Source organism: Embleya sp. NPDC050493 (assembly GCF_044458105.1).
GTDB lineage: Bacteria > Actinomycetota > Actinomycetes > Streptomycetales > Streptomycetaceae > Embleya.
Genome location: NZ_JBITHP010000063.1, coordinates 1 through 17,690, shown reverse-complemented (window position 1 = coordinate 17,690; position 17,690 = coordinate 1). Strand labels below are relative to the sequence as shown.

At 72.0% G+C, this 17,690-nt stretch carries 17 protein-coding genes and 1 pseudogene; 4 read left to right on the top strand and 14 right to left on the bottom strand.

The genetic code is table 11. The features are described 5' to 3' along the window. Nucleotides 1–782, bottom strand: a pseudogene (locus tag ACIBM5_RS46830) (Fe-S oxidoreductase); the annotation flags it as partial. Nucleotides 783–1,083: 301 nt separating this feature from the next. Beyond that, nucleotides 1,084–1,809: a DUF4386 domain-containing protein gene (locus tag ACIBM5_RS46825; RefSeq protein ID WP_396012816.1), complete on the bottom strand. Its 726-nt coding sequence runs from the start codon at nucleotides 1,807–1,809 to the stop codon at nucleotides 1,084–1,086. A gap of 139 nt (nucleotides 1,810–1,948) precedes the next feature. Here ACIBM5_RS46825 and ACIBM5_RS46820 point away from each other — a divergent pair, with 139 nt between their 5' ends. Then, a complete protein-coding gene (locus ACIBM5_RS46820; protein ID WP_391583757.1) occupies nucleotides 1,949–2,647 on the top strand; it encodes a TetR/AcrR family transcriptional regulator in 699 nt (232 codons plus the stop codon). Nucleotides 2,648–2,803: 156 nt separating this feature from the next. On the opposite strand, the gene ACIBM5_RS46815 is transcribed toward ACIBM5_RS46820, so the two are convergent. Further along, a complete protein-coding gene (locus tag ACIBM5_RS46815; protein WP_396012815.1) occupies nucleotides 2,804–3,361 on the bottom strand; it encodes a GNAT family N-acetyltransferase in 558 nt (185 codons plus the stop codon). A gap of 402 nt (nucleotides 3,362–3,763) precedes the next feature. On the opposite strand from ACIBM5_RS46815, the gene ACIBM5_RS46810 reads away from it, so the two are divergent. Beyond that, a complete protein-coding gene (locus tag ACIBM5_RS46810) occupies nucleotides 3,764–4,570 on the top strand; it encodes a siderophore-interacting protein (protein ID WP_396012814.1) in 807 nt (268 codons plus the stop codon). Nucleotides 4,571–4,655: 85 nt separating this feature from the next. Here ACIBM5_RS46810 and ACIBM5_RS46805 read toward each other — a convergent pair whose 3' ends face one another. Together ACIBM5_RS46805 and ACIBM5_RS46800 are read right to left on the bottom strand one after the other, a co-directional pair. After that, nucleotides 4,656–6,194 (bottom strand): aldehyde dehydrogenase family protein, encoded by a 1,539-nt coding sequence (locus ACIBM5_RS46805; protein WP_396012813.1) that lies wholly within the window; start codon nucleotides 6,192–6,194, stop codon nucleotides 4,656–4,658. Between the two features lie 181 nt (nucleotides 6,195–6,375). Beyond that, nucleotides 6,376–7,776, bottom strand: a complete 1,401-nt coding sequence (locus ACIBM5_RS46800) for a 2-oxoadipate dioxygenase/decarboxylase family protein (protein ID WP_396012812.1) — start codon at nucleotides 7,774–7,776, stop codon at nucleotides 6,376–6,378. 248 nt (nucleotides 7,777–8,024) lie between these two features. Here ACIBM5_RS46800 and ACIBM5_RS46795 point away from each other — a divergent pair, with 248 nt between their 5' ends. Further along, a complete protein-coding gene (locus tag ACIBM5_RS46795) occupies nucleotides 8,025–8,624 on the top strand; it encodes a GNAT family N-acetyltransferase (protein ID WP_391583762.1) in 600 nt (199 codons plus the stop codon). A 275-nt stretch (nucleotides 8,625–8,899) separates the two neighbouring features. On the opposite strand, the gene ACIBM5_RS46790 is transcribed toward ACIBM5_RS46795, so the two are convergent. After that, entirely contained in the window at nucleotides 8,900–9,898 is a 999-nt protein-coding gene (locus tag ACIBM5_RS46790; protein WP_396012817.1) for a zinc-dependent alcohol dehydrogenase family protein, read from the bottom strand. A 146-nt stretch (nucleotides 9,899–10,044) separates the two neighbouring features. On the opposite strand from ACIBM5_RS46790, the gene ACIBM5_RS46785 reads away from it, so the two are divergent. Further along, nucleotides 10,045–10,380, top strand: coding sequence for an ArsR/SmtB family transcription factor (locus ACIBM5_RS46785; protein ID WP_396012811.1), 336 nt, complete (start codon nucleotides 10,045–10,047; stop codon nucleotides 10,378–10,380). Here the strand turns inward: ACIBM5_RS46785 and ACIBM5_RS46780 are convergent. From ACIBM5_RS46780 to ACIBM5_RS46745, 8 genes are all read right to left on the bottom strand, one after another. Then, a complete protein-coding gene (locus ACIBM5_RS46780; RefSeq protein WP_396012810.1) occupies nucleotides 10,265–11,020 on the bottom strand; it encodes a hypothetical protein in 756 nt (251 codons plus the stop codon). The genes ACIBM5_RS46785 and ACIBM5_RS46780 overlap by 116 nt on opposite strands. Nucleotides 11,021–11,257: 237 nt before the next feature. Continuing rightward, a complete protein-coding gene (locus ACIBM5_RS46775; protein ID WP_396012809.1) occupies nucleotides 11,258–11,695 on the bottom strand; it encodes a hypothetical protein in 438 nt (145 codons plus the stop codon). A 169-nt stretch (nucleotides 11,696–11,864) separates the two neighbouring features. Continuing rightward, a complete protein-coding gene (locus ACIBM5_RS46770; RefSeq protein WP_391583766.1) occupies nucleotides 11,865–12,308 on the bottom strand; it encodes a DUF4440 domain-containing protein in 444 nt (147 codons plus the stop codon). 100 nt (nucleotides 12,309–12,408) lie between these two features. Beyond that, on the bottom strand, nucleotides 12,409–13,602 hold the full coding sequence (locus ACIBM5_RS46765) for an amidohydrolase family protein (RefSeq protein WP_391583767.1): 1,194 nt from the start codon (nucleotides 13,600–13,602) through the stop codon (nucleotides 12,409–12,411). After that, on the bottom strand, nucleotides 13,599–14,603 hold the full coding sequence (locus tag ACIBM5_RS46760; protein ID WP_396012808.1) for an ABC transporter ATP-binding protein: 1,005 nt from the start codon (nucleotides 14,601–14,603) through the stop codon (nucleotides 13,599–13,601). The genes ACIBM5_RS46765 and ACIBM5_RS46760 overlap by 4 nt, the downstream gene beginning before the upstream one ends. Beyond that, the gene (locus ACIBM5_RS46755) at nucleotides 14,600–15,628 is read right to left on the bottom strand and encodes an ABC transporter ATP-binding protein (RefSeq protein ID WP_396012807.1); all 1,029 of its coding nucleotides are present in this window, start codon (nucleotides 15,626–15,628) and stop codon (nucleotides 14,600–14,602) included. Before ACIBM5_RS46755 ends, ACIBM5_RS46760 begins: the two co-directional genes overlap by 4 nt. 5 nt (nucleotides 15,629–15,633) lie before the next feature. Next, nucleotides 15,634–16,548: an ABC transporter permease gene (locus ACIBM5_RS46750; RefSeq protein ID WP_396012806.1), complete on the bottom strand. Its 915-nt coding sequence runs from the start codon at nucleotides 16,546–16,548 to the stop codon at nucleotides 15,634–15,636. After that, nucleotides 16,545–17,540: an ABC transporter permease gene (locus tag ACIBM5_RS46745; protein ID WP_396012805.1), complete on the bottom strand. Its 996-nt coding sequence runs from the start codon at nucleotides 17,538–17,540 to the stop codon at nucleotides 16,545–16,547. Before ACIBM5_RS46745 ends, ACIBM5_RS46750 begins: the two co-directional genes overlap by 4 nt. Between the last annotated feature and the right edge of the window lie 150 nt (nucleotides 17,541–17,690).

The following is a 17,690-nucleotide window of genomic DNA, read 5'->3' as shown; positions in this document are numbered from 1 at the left end:
TGCAACGCACCCAACGCAACCCCACCATCCGCCTCACGCTTGAAGTAGATGTTGAAGAACGCCAGAAAACGATGCCACGCCACACCCATGCTCGGCTTGAGGCCGATGGTGATCGCCCACGTCATCGAGATGACGATCTTGATCGTCGCGACGAGGTAGATCAGGTTCTCCAGCGTGCCGTCGGAGAGCCCTCCGAACGCGGACACCAGGGGGTAGCTCACCCAGTAGCCCGGCTCGTACGCGTCGACTCCGGCGAGCGCCCCCTCCAGGCCGCGGAGCAGCATGATGCACACACCCACCGAGCCGACCACGAACTCGACGAAGTAGGCCTGGCCGAACCGGGATCCGGCGAACCGGCTCTTGCGCCCGGCCCGCCGCGGGTGGCTGAGCTGTCGGATCGTGATCAGCACGAGGATGCCGACGATGGTCATCAGGCCCATGAACTCGGTGAAGACCTCGAACACGTCCCAGTGTCCGAGACCCCACAGGGCGAACTCGGGCGAGAAGAGTTGTCCGTACGCGTTGACCAGGGTCAGGATCAGCGCGCCGAAGCCGACCATGACGAACCAGTGGGCGGCGCCGACGATGCCCCAGCGGAGCATCCGGGTGTGCCCGACCGTCTCGGTGAGCATCGTGCGCAAACGGGTGCCGGCCGCGCTGGTCCGGCCGCGCACGGGCTGCCCGAGCTTGACGAACGAGTGGATGTAGGCGGCGGTGCGCCCGAGTAGGGCGAACCCGATCACGCTGATCAGCAGCGAGATCACGATCCCTGCGAGCTGCATGGGCGTTCGACTCCTCCGGTGGGACGTCCCTTCCGGGGCGTGTATCGGCCGACCGGGCAAGGTCCCTTGAGTACCTTACCCATTGGTAACTTGATCACTGCGTCGATGATATCCGTCCGCCGAACGCCGTCGACCTCCCGGGTTTTGCCCGTTCCGTCGCGACGCCGGACGACCGTGTCCTGCTCGTGCGTTCCGCGCCGACCCGACCGGCTCGCCAGTTGTGTGACGCACCGTCAGATCAGTCAGGATGCATGCTGCCATGCCACGGCTGCGGAATCCGCAACAGGTCCCGGCATCGTGATCACACCGATTCCGACACCACCGTCCGGCGGCGCCTCGAAAACCGTCGGCGCGCCTCGACGGGAGACGAATCGAAGCCCTTCGCGATCAGCCGGACGGCCAGCGCCACTTCCCACCCGAAGACCGGGACGGCTGCGATCGACCCCACCACGGAGACCTGTTCGTAGAGCCCGAACAACACGGCCGTCGCCGAGGCGCAGATCAGCGGCCCGCCGATCAGCCCGCACACGGCGATCGTTCGCGGCACGAGTCGGAAGGCGTACATCAGGGCCGCCAGTACCACGGTGTTCGCGCCCAGGATGAAGTTGGGGCCGAACAGGAACGTGCAGTCGTGGATCGCCAGCAGGGACTTGGCGACCATTACGGCCGCCTCGGCATCGCCGGCACCCGCCCGATCCCGGCGCAGCGTCACGATCGACACCGTGGCGACGATCCCGACGACGATGACCGCGGCTTCGAGCAGCCGAAGGCAGACGTAGCCCAGAGCGACTCCCTCGTGCCGCTTCCTGAGGACCGGGTACAGCGTGACCGCACTGCCGATGATCGCGATCACGAGCACGATCTCGCACAGCGCCCCCGCCAAAACTCGACCGTCGGCGCCCGACCCGAGGACGTAGCGCGAGTCGGTCAGGACGGGGCGATACAGCAGCACCCCCGCGATCGCGGCCACCTCGGTGACGAGGAAGAGCGCACCGGCGATCATCGCGGTCCCTCTGGTCGGCTTCATCCGGACTCCATTCCAGGACGGATCGACCCACGGACGGACCCGCCGGGTCGAGGTGTACGGCGTACACCTCGCGTTCAAGGTAGGCGTACGCCGTACACTCGTCAAGCGCGAACACCGGTCGGCGAAGGGGTGCAGGGAGATGGTCGAGACGGCTCGGCAGTCGGAGACCACCCGCCGGGTGCCGTTGAGCCGGGATCGGGTGTTGCGGGCCGGGGTGGCGCTCGCCGACGAGGTCGGGATCGAGTCGCTCAGCATGCGCCGGCTCGCCCAGCAGCTGGGCGTGGTGCCGATGGCGCTCTACAAGCACGTGGCCAACAAGGACGAGCTGCTGGACGGCATGGTGGACGTCGTCGTGGGCGAGGTCGAGCCGCCCGTCCCCGGCTCGGACTGGAGGAGCGCGGTCCGCCGGCGGATCCTCTCCGCGCGCGAGACGCTGCTACGGCATCGCTGGGCGTACCGGGTGATCGAGTCGCGCAACAGTCCGACCCCGGTCCTGCTCGCCTACATGGACTCGATGATCGGGATGTTCCGGGCCGGCGGCTTCTCCGTGGACCTCACCCATCATGTGATGCATGCCCTCGGCAGCCGCATGCTGGGTTTCACCCAGGAGCTGTTCGACGACTCGCCGGCCCCCGGATCGGCACCGGCGGCCCTGCCGCCGGAGGTCGCGGAACGGTATCCGCACATCGCGGAGCTGGCGACGACCCGGGCCCACGACCCGGCGTCGACCGTCGGGGCGGGGTGCGACGACCGTTTCGAATTCGAGTTCGCGCTGGACCTGCTCCTGGACGGATTCGACCGCCTGCACCGGCAGGGGTGGACGTCCGGCGGGCACTGAGCCTGCGGCGGCCCGCCCGCGCCCGGCCTGTCGGCAGGCTCTGGGCACAGGCACAGGCACACGCCCCGGCCCGACCACGAGCCGACCCCCGGGCCCGGGGCTCCTGCCGGCAGGCACCCGGGAAACCGCACGCCGGCCCGTGCGTCGACGCGCGGGTCAGGCGGTGCCGCGTGCGGCGAGCCATTCCGGGGCCAGCACGGACCAGATCTCGGTGTCCTGCCGCACTCCTCGGTAGGGGTGGTTCTGCCGCTGGACGCCGTCGCGGGTCATGCCGAGGCGCTTGGCCACGTTGATGCTCGGGGTGTTCTTCGAGGACACCAGCCACTCCACCCGGTGGATCCCGCGCTCTCGGATCGCCCAGTCGATGATCACCGTTGCCGCACGGGTGACCAACCCCCGGCCGGCGGCGGCCGGTTCGAGCCAGCAGCCCGCCTCGCAGTTGCCCGCAGGCGCGTCGAAGACCCGGAAGAGCACCCCGCCGACCAGGAGCCCGTCCAGCCAGATGCCGTACAACCGGCCGGCGTCGGCGGCGGTCTTGTCGGCGTAGGACTGGAGCCAGTTCCGTGCGGAGTCGAGGTCGGCCGTGACGTCGGAGAGCCCGATGTGGCGACCGACGAACTCCCGCCCGCGGTCCATGTGGGCGAGGAACTCCTCGGCCCGCCAGGGCTCCAGCGGCCGCAACTCGGCTCCGTCGCCCAGGGATGTCGCGAACATTCTCGTCCTTCCGCCATGGCCGTGCAGATCCGTCTGTCGATCAACCGTTCGGATCCTAGTGTCGCGCCCGACCCTGGCGATCAAAGCCGATCGGAAAAGTGAGCAGCCCGCCCCGGACGCGGGCGCGAGTGGGCCCGGCCCGCGGGCGTTCGTGCTGCTCGCGGGGGTGTGGTCGTCGTCTGGTCGGCGCCGTGACGACCCCTGCGGCGGCGTGCGAAAAGCGAGTATCGCGCGCAGTGAGTAATTGCTCATAATTGGGCCGTGACCTGGGCCTCGGGTCGACGGCCGGGCCGGATTCGGCCGGCCCCGGGCCGATGCGGGCGCACACCGATGCGCGCCGATGCGCCCGACCCGCCCGCCGCGGTGCGATCCCCGACGAAGCTGCGACAGCGAGGAGCAGAGATGTTGCCGAAGGTGCAACTGCCGGAAACGCGGCGGATGATCTCCCTGACGGTGCGGGAGAACACGCGCCTCAGCCCCAACTTCGTGCGTCTGACGCTCGGCGGATCCGAACTGGAGCATCTGCACGACCCGGGGTTCGACAAGGGCGTACGACTGTTCTTCCCGCGCGAGGGTCAGGACGAGCTGCGCATGCCGAAGCTCTCCAACAATGCGTGGATGGCCGAGGTGATGCTGCTGCCCAAGGCGCGTCGACCCTGGGTGCGCAACTACACGATTCGCGCGTTCCGTCCCGAACTGCACGAGATCGACATCGAGTTCGCGCTGCACGGCGACGCCGGACCCGCGTCGGCATGGGCGGCCCGGGCCCGACCGGGCGACCCGGCCGGCATCTGGGATCTGGGCAGGATGTACCTGCCGCCCGGTCATGCCGACTGGCACCTGCTGGTCGGCGAGGAGAGCGCGCTGCCGGCCATCCTGTCCATCCTGGAACACGCCCCCGCGTCCCTGGTCGCGGAGGTCTTCCTGGAGGTGCCCGAGGTCGCGGACATCCGCGAGCGGGTCGAGGCCCCGGCGGGCGTGCGGGTGCACTGGCTGGCCCGGAACGGCGCCGGTTCCGTGCCCGGTCGACTCGCCCTGGGCGCCGTCGAGTCGGCGACCCTGCCCACGGGCCCGTTCTACACGTGGGCCGCCGGCGAGCACGGCCTCCCGACCGGTCTGCGCCGACACCTGGTGAACGAGCGCAAGGTCCCCAAGTCGGACATCGCCTTCTTCGGCTACTGGCGCCACGGCCGCTCCAGCCCCGGCTGAACGCACCCGCACGCGGTCCGGGTGCCCGCCCGCATCCGCACCGGGCGCCCTCCCGCCGGGCGCCGAGATCGTGCCCCTGCCGGTCTCAGCCGAAGTCGACCCCTTGGGCGAGCGGGAGTTCGTCGGAGTAGTTGACCGAGTTGGTCGCCCGGCGCATGTACGCCCGCCACGCGTCGGATCCGGACTCCCGGCCGCCGCCGGTCTCCTTCTCGCCGCCGAACGCGCCACCGATCTCGGCGCCGGAGGTGCCGATGTTGACGTTGGCGATCCCGCAATCGGAGCCGTCCGCGGCCAGGAACCGTTCCGCCTCGCGCTGGTCCCGGGTGAAGATGCCGGACGAAAGCCCGTGCGGCACATCGTTGTTCAGGGCGATCGCCTGATCGAACGTGCGGTAGGTGAGCACGTAGAGGATGGGCGCGAAGGTCTCCTCCCGCACGATCTCGGTCTGCCCGGGCATCCGCACGATCGCAGGACGCACGTACACCGCGTCGGGCGCCTGCGCTCCGAGCACCCGCTCGCCGCCGACCACCACGTCGCCGCCGTCGGCCCGCGCCCGCTCCAGGGCCCCGGCCATCGCCTCCCCCGACGCGGCGGTGATCAGCGGCCCGACCAGGGTGGTGTCCGCGAACGGATCGCCGATCACCAGCTCCGCGTACGCCCGGGTCAGCCGCGCGACGAGCACGTCCGCGACGTCCTCGTGCACGATCACCCGGCGCAGCGTGGTGCAGCGCTGTCCGGCGGTGCCGGCCGCGGCGAAGACGATGCCGCGCACCGCGAGGTCCAGGTCGGCCGACGGCGCGACGATCACCGCGTTGTTGCCGCCGAGTTCGAGCAGGCAGCGACCGAACCGGGCGGCCACCCGAGGGCCGATCTCGCGGCCCATCCGCACCGACCCGGTCGCGCTCACCAACGCGACCCGCGGATCCTCGACCAGCACCTCGCCGACCGCACGATGCCCCGGCACCAGGCGATGCAGGTCGGCCGGCGCGCCGACGTCGGCGACGGCCCGGTCGAGCAGCGCGGCGCAGGCCAGCGAGGTGAGCGGGGTCAGTTCGGACGGCTTCCACACCACGGCGTCACCGCAGACCAGGGCGATCGCGGTGTTCCACGACCACACCGCCGCCGGGAAGTTGAAGGCGGAGACGACGCCGACCACGCCCAACGGGTGCCACGACTCGGACAGCCGGTGCCCGGGTCGCTCCGAGGGCATGGTGCGCCCGTAGAGCTGCCGGGAGAGCCCGACGGCGAAGTCGCAGACGTCGATCATCTCCTGCACCTCGCCGCGCGCCTCGGTCCGGATCTTGCCCGCCTCCAGGGTGATCAGTTCGGCCAGGTCCTCGTGGTGTTCCCCGAGCAGTTCGCCCAGGCGTTTGACCAACGCCCCGCGTACCGGCCCCGGCGTCGTGCGCCAGACGCCGAACGCACGATGCGCGGCGCCGACCGCCTCGGTGACCTGCTCCGGCGTGGCGGAGGCGAGCCGGCGCAGGATGCCGCCGGTGATCGGGGTGCGCACGGTCAGGTCGCCGGCGTCGGGGCCGGGCACGGCGCCACAGCGATGCAGACACGCCTCCGCCCGGGCGCGCAGCCGGTCGGTGTCGGGAAGAGTGGTGGTGGAGTCGGGCATCGGGGCTCCTGGCCGGGACGGGGACGGGTGCGAGGTCACGTTCGGCGTTCGGCGTGCGTCCTGCGGGATCGGGACGGCGGGCGCTCGGCTCCGGTGACGACGAGCGGCCGGGGGCGAAGGCGGGTACGGCGGGGGTGGCAACGGGCGCGGGGGGCGTGGTGGTTCGCGCGGCGCCCGCCGGTCACGCCGGCGCGGCGGGCGCGAGGCCGAGGGCGGCGCGGGCCTCGGCCAGGGACGCCTGCTGTTGTGCCCCGTACAGGTCGACCGGGTCGTGCACGGGTCGCCCGATGACCTCGGCCAGCCACTGCCGGTCGTAGTGTGCGCCGGAGCGGGCGGTGTCCCGAGTGCCGGCATCGGTGAGATTGGATTGGAAGATGCCGGCGGCGGAGCGTGGCAGGAAGTCCTCGTACACGATCGGCTCGGCGTCGATCCAGCCCTGGTCGAGGAGACCGGCCAGGTTTGCCGGGGGTTGTCGATCGGCGGGTCGCCGGTCGACCGCGACCGCCCGGTAGGTGAAGAACGCCTGCCCGTTCAACGCCAGTTCCCGTTCGGTGCGGGGGAAGCGCGCGGTCCACACCTCGCGGGCGATGCCGGCGCGGTCCGTCGGCGCGGCCCCCTCGCAGCGGCGATCGGTCTCGGCCATGAGGTCGTCGTACAGGGCTCGGCCGCTCGCGGTCAGGGCGATGCCCCGGGCCTCGACCTCGCCGAACCGCACCCGCAGCGGGGCGGTCCCGGTGCCGCCGTCGGCATCGCGGAAGCGCCGCTGCTCCTCCAGGGCCCGGAACGAGGTCTGGCGCAGCAGTACGTCGGGACCGTCCCAGCGGGGCGGACCCTGGATCTCGTCGATCATGGTGATCCCGCGCCGTCCCATCTCCCGGTAGAGCCGGTCGATGTCCAGCACCCGGGGGGTGAGGTGGTTGATGTGCGTACCGCTCACCCCGCCGATGTCGGCGGCCACCGCGGACACCCGGGCCAGTTCCTCGTACCAGGCCCGGTCGATCGGCGTGGTGGACAGCCGGAAGGCGTCGACGGCGAGCGTCAGGAAACGTTCGGCCGACTCCGGGTCGAGCCCGGCCTCGCGCTCGGCCCGTTCGGCCAGCTCGGACAACTCGGCGGGGAAGAGCTCGCGTGCGGCCAGGAAGTCCTCCAGCCGGGCCTGGAGGTCCGGATCGAAGTATCGGCGATCGGCCGTGGTCAGCAAGGAGGTGAAGACCCGGAAGGGGTTGCGGGCCAGTTCGGCCGGTTCGATCGGGCGAAAGGCCGTGGACACCACGGGAACCGAGCTGCGACTGGCCTCGCGCAGGTCGTAGAAGCCGACCGGATGCATCCCCATCGCGCCGAAGATCGCCGCGACCCGACGCAACTCCCGGGCCGTGCCGACCCGGATCGCCCCGTGTCGTTCCGCCGCGACCCGTTCGATGCCGCCCAACCGACCGGCGGCGCCGTCGATGCGCGACACGTCCTCGTTGATCTCCGCGACCGCGGCCAGGAGTGTGGTGTAGGCCGGGACTTCGGATCCGTACATGTCCGACAGGCGGCGGGCGAAGGCGGCTCGCAATTGCCAGGCCGGCACGGTACCCATGGGTCCTCCTCGCTCGGGTCGGCACCGAGGTCGCCGCCTCGGTCCCGGGATCACGCAACCCTCGGGTCGTACCCACGCACCCGGTGTACGTACTCCCACCTTCCTCGCGACACCGCCGCGCCCGTCCACGCCACGCCCCGCGGCCCGGTCACGGTGCCCCCGGCCGGGCGAGGCAACCGGCGGCGGCGGGCGGGCGCCCCGTCGGGCCGGTGCCCGCCCGCGGAATCGGGGCCGGAACAATGTCCGCCATGGAACCGAAGATCGAATTGGTCCGACCGACCGACGCCGACGACCGGCTGCGCGCGGAGATCCACCGGATCTTTCACGATGTCGCGCGCCTCGGTGGCGCGATCGGCTACCTGTCCCCGCCGGGCAAGCCCACCACCGACGCCTGGCTGGAGGACGCGCTCGCCGCCGTCCGGATCGGCGATGCCACGCTCGTCGTCGCCCTGGTCGACGGCGACGTCGCCGCGACCGGCCTGTGGCGGCGCCGGCCGGAACCGGTCTTCGCGCACACCGCCGACGTGGAGAAGGTGATGGCCCACCCGACCAGCCGCGGCCTGGGGCTGGGCCGCCTGCTGATGACGGCCCTGATCGACAGCGCCCGCCGAGCCGGCATCGAGACCCTCACCCTGGGTGTGCGGGGCAACAACCACGGCGCCATCGAGCTCTACGAGGAGTTCGGCTTCACCGTGTGGGGCCGCCTGCCCAACGTCATCGAGGTCGACAACGAGCGCTTCGACGACATCCGGATGGCCCTCGCCCTGGGCCACGGCCCCGACGTCGTGCTGCGCGGATCCACACCCGGCGGCCCCGGCTCCTCACCCCGCCGCCCGCTCCCGCGCTGACCGTCGCCGGCTCGCTCGCCCCGCCCGCGGACCGGGCCGACGCGGAGCGGGCGACGCGGAGCGAGCGACACAAAGCGGCCCGACACAAAGCGGCCCGACACAAAGCGGCTCGACACAGAGCGGCCCGAGGCGGACCGGCTCGGACCGCCGCCGCGCCGGGGTGCCCGGCGAAACGGCCGTCGTGCCCGCCGAATCGTTCACGGAGCCTGAACGATGGGGATCGATCGCGGACGAACGGGCGGGTCACGGTCCGTCGCCGACGTCGGCCGGGCCGGTCAGTGCTCGACGGTGACCACGATCTTGCCGACCTGGGCGCCGGCCTCCAGGTAGCGGTGCGCGTCGACGATCCGCTCCAGCTCGAAGGTGCGGTCCACGGTCGGCTCGAAGGCTCCGCTGCGCAGGCCGGAGACGACGAACGCCTCGGCCCGGCGCAGCCGTTCCGGGTCGGTGGTGGTCTCCAGGGCGGTGTAGGTGCGCATGTTCAGCGCGGGCATGCCGAGGTCGAATCCCGGATAGGGGGTCACCTCGCCGCTGAGCGCGCCGTAGATCAGGAGCGTGCCGCCGGGGGCGACCACCCTGGCCAGGTCCACCACGCCGGAGCCGGCGACGGCGTCGAAGACGAATTCGGCGCCGCGGCCTCCGGTGAAGGCGCGCACCCGCTCGACGATGTCCTCCTCCTCGGTGACGATCACCTCGGCGGCGCCGGCCTTGCGCAGTTGCTCCACCTTGGCCCGCGTGCGGGTGGTGGCGATCGGGACCGCGCCGACCCGGTGCGCCGTGCGGATCGCGGCCAGGCCCACACTGCTGGACGCGGCGGTCAGGACGACCGTGTCCCCGGCGCGCATCCCGCCGACCTCGACCAGGGCACCGTAGGCGGTCAGGTACGGCATCCACACCGCGGCGCCGGCGACCGCGTCCAGCGATTCGGGGCGGTGCAGCACGGCCGACGCGGGCACGATCGCACGTTCGGCGTAGACGCCGTAGTCGTTCATCGAGAAGGCGGGCACCACGCTGATCGGTCGGCCGACCTCGAATCCGGTGACCTGCGCGCCGACGGCCTCGACCACGCCCGCGGCCTCGACGCCGAGCCGGGCGGGGAACTTTTCCACGTCCTGGATGTAGTTGCCGCTGCGGAACAGCGCCTCGGCCCGGTTGATGCCGATCGCGTCCACCCGGATCGCCAGTTCGCCGGGCCCCGGCGCACCGAGTTCGACGTCCTCCACGCGCAGCACGTCCGGCCCGCCGAGTTCGTGGAAGCGCACTGTCCTGACCATCACGCATCATTCCTTCCGGGCACTGGTGACACGGGACCGCGTCGACGTGCCTCACTCAAGCGGAAGGTACGACAGCTGTCAAACTTTGATGGCCATCGCACTTGATGGACGCCGTAGTAGCATGCAGGCGGGAGGTATGGACATCGATGGCGACAACGCAGCGCGGCGGAGAACGCGTCCCGCCCCACCCGGACGTGCGGACGATCGGCCTGCAACAGGTCCTCGAGGCCCTCGTCGACCCGGTGCGCCGACGGATCGTCAGCGAGCTCTACGCCGCCCCGGAGCCGGTCAGTTGCGGCACGATCGAGCTGCCGGTGAGCAAGTCCACCGCCACCCACCACTTCCACGTCCTGCGCGAGGCCGGCCTCATCCGCCAGTTCTACGTGGGCACGTCGCGGATGAACGCGCTGCGCCGCGACGAGTTCGACGAATCCTTCCCGGGTCTGCTGTCCGCGCTGATGGCGAGTTCCGACCGCGCATGACGCGACGTCGGGGGTGTTGCCGCGGGGACGCTCGGCTGCCGTATGCCGTCCCGTTGCGGCGGTTCTGCTCCACCAGCTCCAGCCGGACGACCATGTCCGCGAGATACGACGAGAGTTCGTGCACCGTGCGCTCCTCCACGCCGTCCCCGATGGCGCGGAGGCAGTGCACCAGATTCGTCGCCCGGTCCACGAACAGGCCACCGGAGCGCACCGACGACGGCGCGCTCGCGTCGGCCGTGTCGATGCCGTCCAGCAGCGCCGCGAAGCCCTCCGGCCCCGGCAACCGGTAGTCCATCGAGAAATGGCCGCTGCGGGTCGGCACCAGGCCGTCCGAGGTCCAGCCCGCGACGTTCAGCGTCTCGCGCGTTCCCCGGAAGGAGGGTGCCGGCGGCCAGAAGTGCCGACCGCGACGCGCGAACAGTCCCGAGCGCGAACGATCGGTGTAGGTCTGCATCGGGATCCGCGACGCCTCCAGCCGCCGGCGCAGCGGCTCGACCAGCGCCAGGAGCGCCGGCTCGGCGACGGCCCGGGCATGCGCCCGACCGTCCTGTGCGAGCCGTCCTCGCGCCTGCTCGGCCCGGAGTGCGTCCGCCTCCCGCTCCGCGGCGGCCCGATACGCATCGTCGAATGAGGGAGCCAAGACGTCCACCCCGCGCAGGTGAATCACAACGGCAACCGGGGCGAGCACCCCGACGACCGGAGCCCGGCGTTCCGGGCAGCACCGCCATCATGCAGGAACCGGGCACGCATCCGGGTGACTTCCCCGACGGAGCAGGGCGCCCGCGGACCTCGCCCCCGGTGCGCCGGATCGGGGCTTCCGCGACCGGACAGGCGAAAGGGGGCCCGACGAAGGTCGGAGCCCCCTGTCACCGCGTGCTCAGCGGACCAGTTCACCCGAGCCCGGCGGGCGGTGCTCCGGAACCAGCGCCTCGAAGCGTTCCGGGCGGCCCGGCGCGGCGATGCCCCACGGGCTGGGCTGTTCCGGGATCCGGCCGAGGTACGTGGCCGCGCAGCCCACGGTCAGCAGGCCGGCGGTCACGATGATCAGGGCATGCGGGTCGAGCCAGTCCGGAGACCCGTCGGCGGCCGGCCGGGACACCAGATAGGTCGCGATCGTCGCGCAGCCCGCGCCGAAGGACATCGCCCGCGCGGTGCGGACCGCCTGTACGACCACCACGCCGGCCAGGAACAGGCACACCACGCTCAGCACCATCAACCAGGTCGCCGCATACGGGGGTTGGCGGATGCTGGAGGGGATCAGACCGGCCAGGGCCAGGCCCGCGACGGCCAGTCCGATTCCCCCGCGCGCGCCCACTCCCGCGCAGGTGCCCGCGGGGGTCGGGGGGAGCGTTTGCCCGAACGCCCGATCGGCTCCCGGACACACGCGTCCGGGCCGGCGACCCGTCCCGACGCCCGCCGTCGACGTGCCCGCCCGTCGCGGCGACCGGCCCCGGCGGCCCGTGGGCCGCGCAGCAGCGGGCGGGTTACGCCAGCAGGTCCTCGTGGTTGTGCACCACCAGCCAGCCGTGGTCGAAGCGGCGGGCCACCGCCGTGTTGCGGATGTGTTCGGAGGCCGGTGTCGAGCCGTCGGCGGCCGGCGCGAAGTCCACGCGCAGCGTGTAGCGGGCGAGGGCGGTGTCGTCCCAGACGTCGATCACCTCGTCGCTCGCGTGGATCCCGGTGACCACGGGCGCGTCCGGGCCCACCGGTCGGGCGGCGCGGATCCGGTCCAGGTCGGCCCGGCCGAACAGGAGTTCCGGTGCGGCCGAGTCCCAGATCGTGGCCTCGGGGTGGATGCGGCTGTCGATGCGTTCCCGATCGCCGGCCGTGAAGCCGGCGTAGATGTCGAGCAGGGCGCTCCAGACGGCGGCCCGGTCCTCGGCCGACCCGGCGGGTCGGTGGGTGTTGCGCGCGGCGGCGTCGGTCATGGCACGAAGGTCCTTACGTCGTGGGTGGATCGGGTCGCGGACGTGGCGCTTCCCGGGCGGGGCCGGCGAGGCGCATCCGCCGGGAGGCGTCCGCGACGGGTCAGGCGGCCAGGTCCTCGCGGACGATCCGACCGCCCTGCATGACGAACGACAACCGGGCCAGAGCCGAGATGTCGTGCAGCGGGTCGCCGTCGACGGCGACCAGGTCGGCGGTGAAGCCGGGCGCGACCTGTCCCAGCCGGTCCTCGGCCTGCACCAGTCGCGCCGCGGTGGTGGACACCGACTGGAGCACGCGCAGGTTGTCCAGACCGCCGCGGGCCATCAGGAACATCTCGTACACCGCCGCCGGCACGCCCTCGACCAGGTCGGCGGGCGGGATGTCGGTGCCGTTGACCAGTTGCACACCGGCCGCGACCGCACGCCGGAAGCTCTCCTGGTGCGGTTCGATCGCGTTCTGCGCGTTGGCGATCGAGGCTTCCTCGAAGCGGTTCTCCCGCATCCAGTCGAGCGAGTTGGTCACGCACAGCGTGGGGGTGACGAAGGCACGCCGGTCGGCGAGCAGGCGCGCGGTGTCGTCGTCGAGTGCATACGCGTGTTCGAAGGAGCGCACGCCCTGGGCCAGCGCGGCGCGGATCGCCCCGGACTCGCCGGAGTGGGCGACCACGTACGCGTCGTGTTCGTGGGCGGCCTTGACCGTGGCGGCGATCTCCTCGTCGGTCATCTCCGCGTGCTCGAAGTCCTCGCCCTCGCGGGCCAGGCCGGAGTTGATGAAGATCTTCAGGTGGTCGGCGCCGGCGGCCAGTTCGCCCAGCGCGGCGCGGTAGAAGCCGTCCGGGCCGCTCGCGTAGGAGCAGTCCGCGCCCTCGCCGTGCCCGTGCGGTGTGGACAGCGCGCGGCCGGCGCCGAAGATCCGCGGGGCCTGGATCCAGCCGCGCTTTTGCGCATCACGCAACACCAGGTCGATCTGGTTCTGTTCGTGCACGCAGCGCAGCGTGGTGATGCCGGCCCGCAGCGCGTCGTGCGCGCGCTGGGCGGCGCGGAACGCGGTCAGGCCCGGCGATTCGTCCTCGCGCGTGTCGGAGAACGGGAAGACCACCGACAGGTGCGAGTGGCACGAGATCAGCCCGGGCAGCAGGTGCCGGCCGCCCAGGTCGTGCGCGTTCGCGTGGGGCGGCAGCGCGGCACGCACCTCGGCGATGGTCGATCCCTCGACCCGCACGCTGCGATCGCGCAGCACCTCGCCCGTGACGACGTCGACGACGTGACAGTTGGTCAGCCACATGAGTGCGGTCACCCTGCTTTCGTGAGGGTCGGCGCGAGGACGGTGCACGCGGCGCGCCGGCGCGGAAGGAACTCGACCAGTGCCGGTTCGCCGACCGCGCAGGCGTCGACGGCGATCGGGCACCGGGGGTGGAACCGGCAGCCGGCCGGCGGGAAGGCCGGGTCGGGCACGTCGCCGGGCAGGTCCACGGGCAACTCGCCGCTGCCGTCCGCGCGCGGCACGGCCGCGATCAGGGCCTTGCTGTACGGGTGCCGCGGCTCGGCCCAGACCTGGTCGGTGGGGCCGCTCTCCACGACGGTGCCCAGGTACATCACCGCGACCGTGTCGGCGATCTGCCGCACGATGGACAGATCGTGCGAGATGAACAGCAGGCCCACGTTGCGCTCGCGGGCCAGTTCGAGCAGCAGGTTGGCCACCGAGGCCTGCGCGGACGCGTCCAGCGCGGCGATCGGCTCGTCGGCGACGATGCACGTGGGTTCCGCGGCGAGCACTCGGGCGATGGCGATGCGCTGGCGCTGGCCGCCGGAGAACTCGTGCGGGAAGCGGTCGGCGAACTCGACCGGCAGACCGACCCGGTCGAGCAGTTCGCGGGCCACGCCGCGGCCGCGGTCGCGGGTGCCGCCGGCCAGGACCACGGCGTCGGAGATCTGTTCGCCGACCCGGCGGCGCGGGTTCAGCGACGCGTACGGGTCCTGGAAGACCATCTGCAGGCCGCGTTGCCGCGTCGGTCGCGACCGCAGCCCCAGCGGGGTGACCGGGTGTCCGTCGAACTCGACGACGCCGGCGGAGGGCCTCAGCAGCCCGACCGCGGCCTTGCCCAGGGTCGACTTGCCGCAGCCGGATTCGCCGACCAGGCCGACCACCTGGCCCGGCTTCACCCGCAGGTCCACACCGGCCACGGCGCGCACGGCGGGTCGCCCCGGCGAGCGGTAGGACACGCTCACATCGCGCAGGGTCAGCCCGGTGTCCTTGGAGGTGACGGTGACGGTGGACGTGACGGAGGAGACGGTCATGGGGTACCCACCTTCGAGGCGGCGACGGCGAGCGGATCGATCGGGCAGGCCCCGGCGTGGGTCGGCGTCAGCGCCAGCAGCCGCGGGCGCTCCTCCCGGCAACCGTCGACCGCGTACGGGCAGCGCGGATGGAACGCGCAACCCGTGGGCGCCTGGCCCAGCTTGGGCGGGGCGCCGACGATCGGTACGAGCGCCGCGGTGCCGCCGTCGGGGTGCGGCAGCGCGTCGAGCAGGCCGCGGGTGTAGGGGTGGCGGGGTTCGCGCAGCACGTCCGCGCGCGGCCCGCTCTCCACGATCCGGCCCGCGTACATCACCGAAACCCGGTCGGCCAGCGCGGACATCACGCCCAGGTCGTGCGTGATGATCAGCACCGACAGGCCGTTCTCCCGGCGCAGCCGGTCCAGCAGGCGCAGGATGCCGGCCTGCACGGTGACGTCCAGCGCGGTGGTGGGCTCGTCGGCGAGCAGCAGCGCCGGATCGCAGGCCAGCGCGATGGCGATGGCGATGCGCTGGCGCATGCCGCCGGAGAACTGGTGCGGGTAGCGGCGCAGGGCCCGCTCGGGGTCGGGGATGCGTACCGTCGCGAGCAGTTCCACCGCGCGGGCGTTGGCCGCGCGCTTGTCCAACTTCTTGTGGTGGCGCAGGTGTTCGGTGAGTTGTTTGCCGATGCTCAGCATCGGGTGCAGCGAGGTCATCGGATCCTGGAAGACCATCGCGACGCGGTTGCCGCGCAGGTCGCGGACCTCACGCGGGGTCATCGTCAGCACGTCCTGGCCCTCGACGAGCATGCGCCCGCTCGCGCTGCCGCCCTGGGGCAGCAGCCCGAGCAGGGCGAGGGCGGTCATCGTCTTGCCGGAGCCGCTCTCGCCGGCGAGGCCGACGATCTCGCCGCGGCCCACGGTCAGGTCGACGCCGTCGATGGCGCGCAGTCGTTCGCCGTCGGGTCCGGGCAGTTCGACGACGAGGTCGCGGATCGCCAGCAGCGGCTCGTCGTCGACCGCCGGCGGGGTCGGGGTGTCGTTCATGTCCGTCACTTTCGGATCGCCCGTGCCGTACGCGGGTCGAGCGCGTCACGCAGGGTGTCGCCCAGGAAGTTGAAGGCGAGCACCGAGAGCAGGATGGCCGCGCCGGGGAAGACCGCGACCCACCACGCGTCGAAGTTCGCCGAGCCCGCGTTGACCATCGCGCCCCACTCGGCGGCGGGCGGCTGCGCGCCCAGGCCCAGGAAGGACAGTCCGGACAGCAGCAGTACGGCGTTGCCCAGGTCGAGCGCGGCGAGCACGGCGACCGGGCCGGCCAGGTTGGGCCGCAGGTCCACGGCCAGTACGCGCCACCCGGAGGCGCCGAGCAGCCGGTCGGCCTGGACGAAGTCGGACTGACGCAGGGTCAGCACCAGTCCGCGGACCACGCGGGCGTAGGTGGGCCAGCTGACGATCACCACCGCGAGCACGGCGTTGGTCAGGTTGGGGCCCAGTGCCGCGACCACGGCCATGGCCAGGATGATCGCCGGGAAGGCGAGCACCAGGTCGGCGCAGCGCATCACGATCATGTCGATCCAGCCGCCGAAGTAGCCGGCGACCGCGCCGAGCACGGTGCCGATGACCATGGCGAGCACGACCAGGAGCAGGGCGAGCGGGAGCGAGATGCGGGTGCCGTGGATGACCCGGGAGAGGATGTCACGGCCGAGTTGGTCGGTGCCGAACCAGTGTTCGCCGGACGGCGACTGGTACTTGGGCCATTTCTGGGCGAGCGGGTCCTCGGGCGAGATCAGCGATGCGAAGATCGCCGCGATCAGGAAGACGCCGATGATGACCAGTCCGGTGATGGCCAGGGGGCTGCGCCACGGCGACTTGCCCGGGCGGCGCTTGCGCCGCGGGGCGGGGTCGTCCGTGCCGGTGCGGTCGGCTCCGAGCCGATCGCCGAGGAAGAGGCGCGTGGCGTTCACGAGAGGCGAATCCTCGGGTCGATGACCCCGTAGAGCAGGTCCACGAGGAGGTTGATCACGACGTACACGACCGCGACGAACAGGCAGACGCCCATGATGGACGGCAGGTCCAGGTTCAGTGCGCTCTTGTACGCGTACTGGCCCAGGCCCGGCCAGGAAAGCACGTTCTCGACCAGGACGGTGCCGGCGAGCATGCCACCGAAGGTGAGCCCGGCGACGGTCAGGATCGAGGTGAGTGCCGGGCGCAGCACGTGCCGGCGGATCACGGTGAACTCGGGCAGGCCCTTGGCCCGGGCGGCACGGACGTAGTCGTTGCCGAGGGCTTCCAGGACCGCGGCGCGGGTGAATCGGGTGAGCACGCCGATGTTGAACGCGGCCAGCACGCACGCGGGCAGCACCAGTCGGGAGAAGGCCTCGCCGAAGGTGCCGAGGTCGCCGGTGAGCAGCGAGTCGAGCGTGTACAGGCCGGTGATGTCCTCGGGTGGGATGGCGCCGGGCGACAGTCGCCCGCCCGCCTGGATCCAGCCGAGTTTGAAGGAGAAGAGGTAGAAGGAGACCTGGGCGAGCCAGAACACCGGCATGGACACGCCGGCGAGGCTGACGATGCGGATGATCCGGTCCGGCCAGCGGTTGCGGGTCACCGCGGCGACGATGCCCAGTCCGACGCCGATCACCAGCGCCAACACGATGGCCACCAGGGCGAGTTCGAGGCTGGCGGGCACCCGGTCGGCCAGGTCGTCCCACACGGGTCGGTGGGTCTGCTGAGAGGTGCCCATGTCGCCGTGCAGGAGGTTGTCCAGGTAGGTGCCGTACTGGGAGGGCAGGGACTCGTTGAGCCCGTTCTTCTCCTTGAACGCGGCGACGGCGGCCGGGTCGTTCTGGGCGCGGTCGCCGAGGTTGGCGGCGACCGGGTCGCCGGGCACGGCGTGGGTGAGCACGAAGGCCAGGATCGTGATGCCCAGGCACAGCAGCAGGCCGACGGACAGGCGCACCAGCACGAAGCGGGCGAAGGGATGGGAGCCGCGCGCGGCCCGGGGGCCGGCGGGCGCCCCCGTGGGGGGGGGGGGCCGCCGGGGGGGGGCGCGGTCGACCCGGGGGGGCGGCCCGGTTTTGGACAACCATTTTCCCGATAGGGGTGTGTT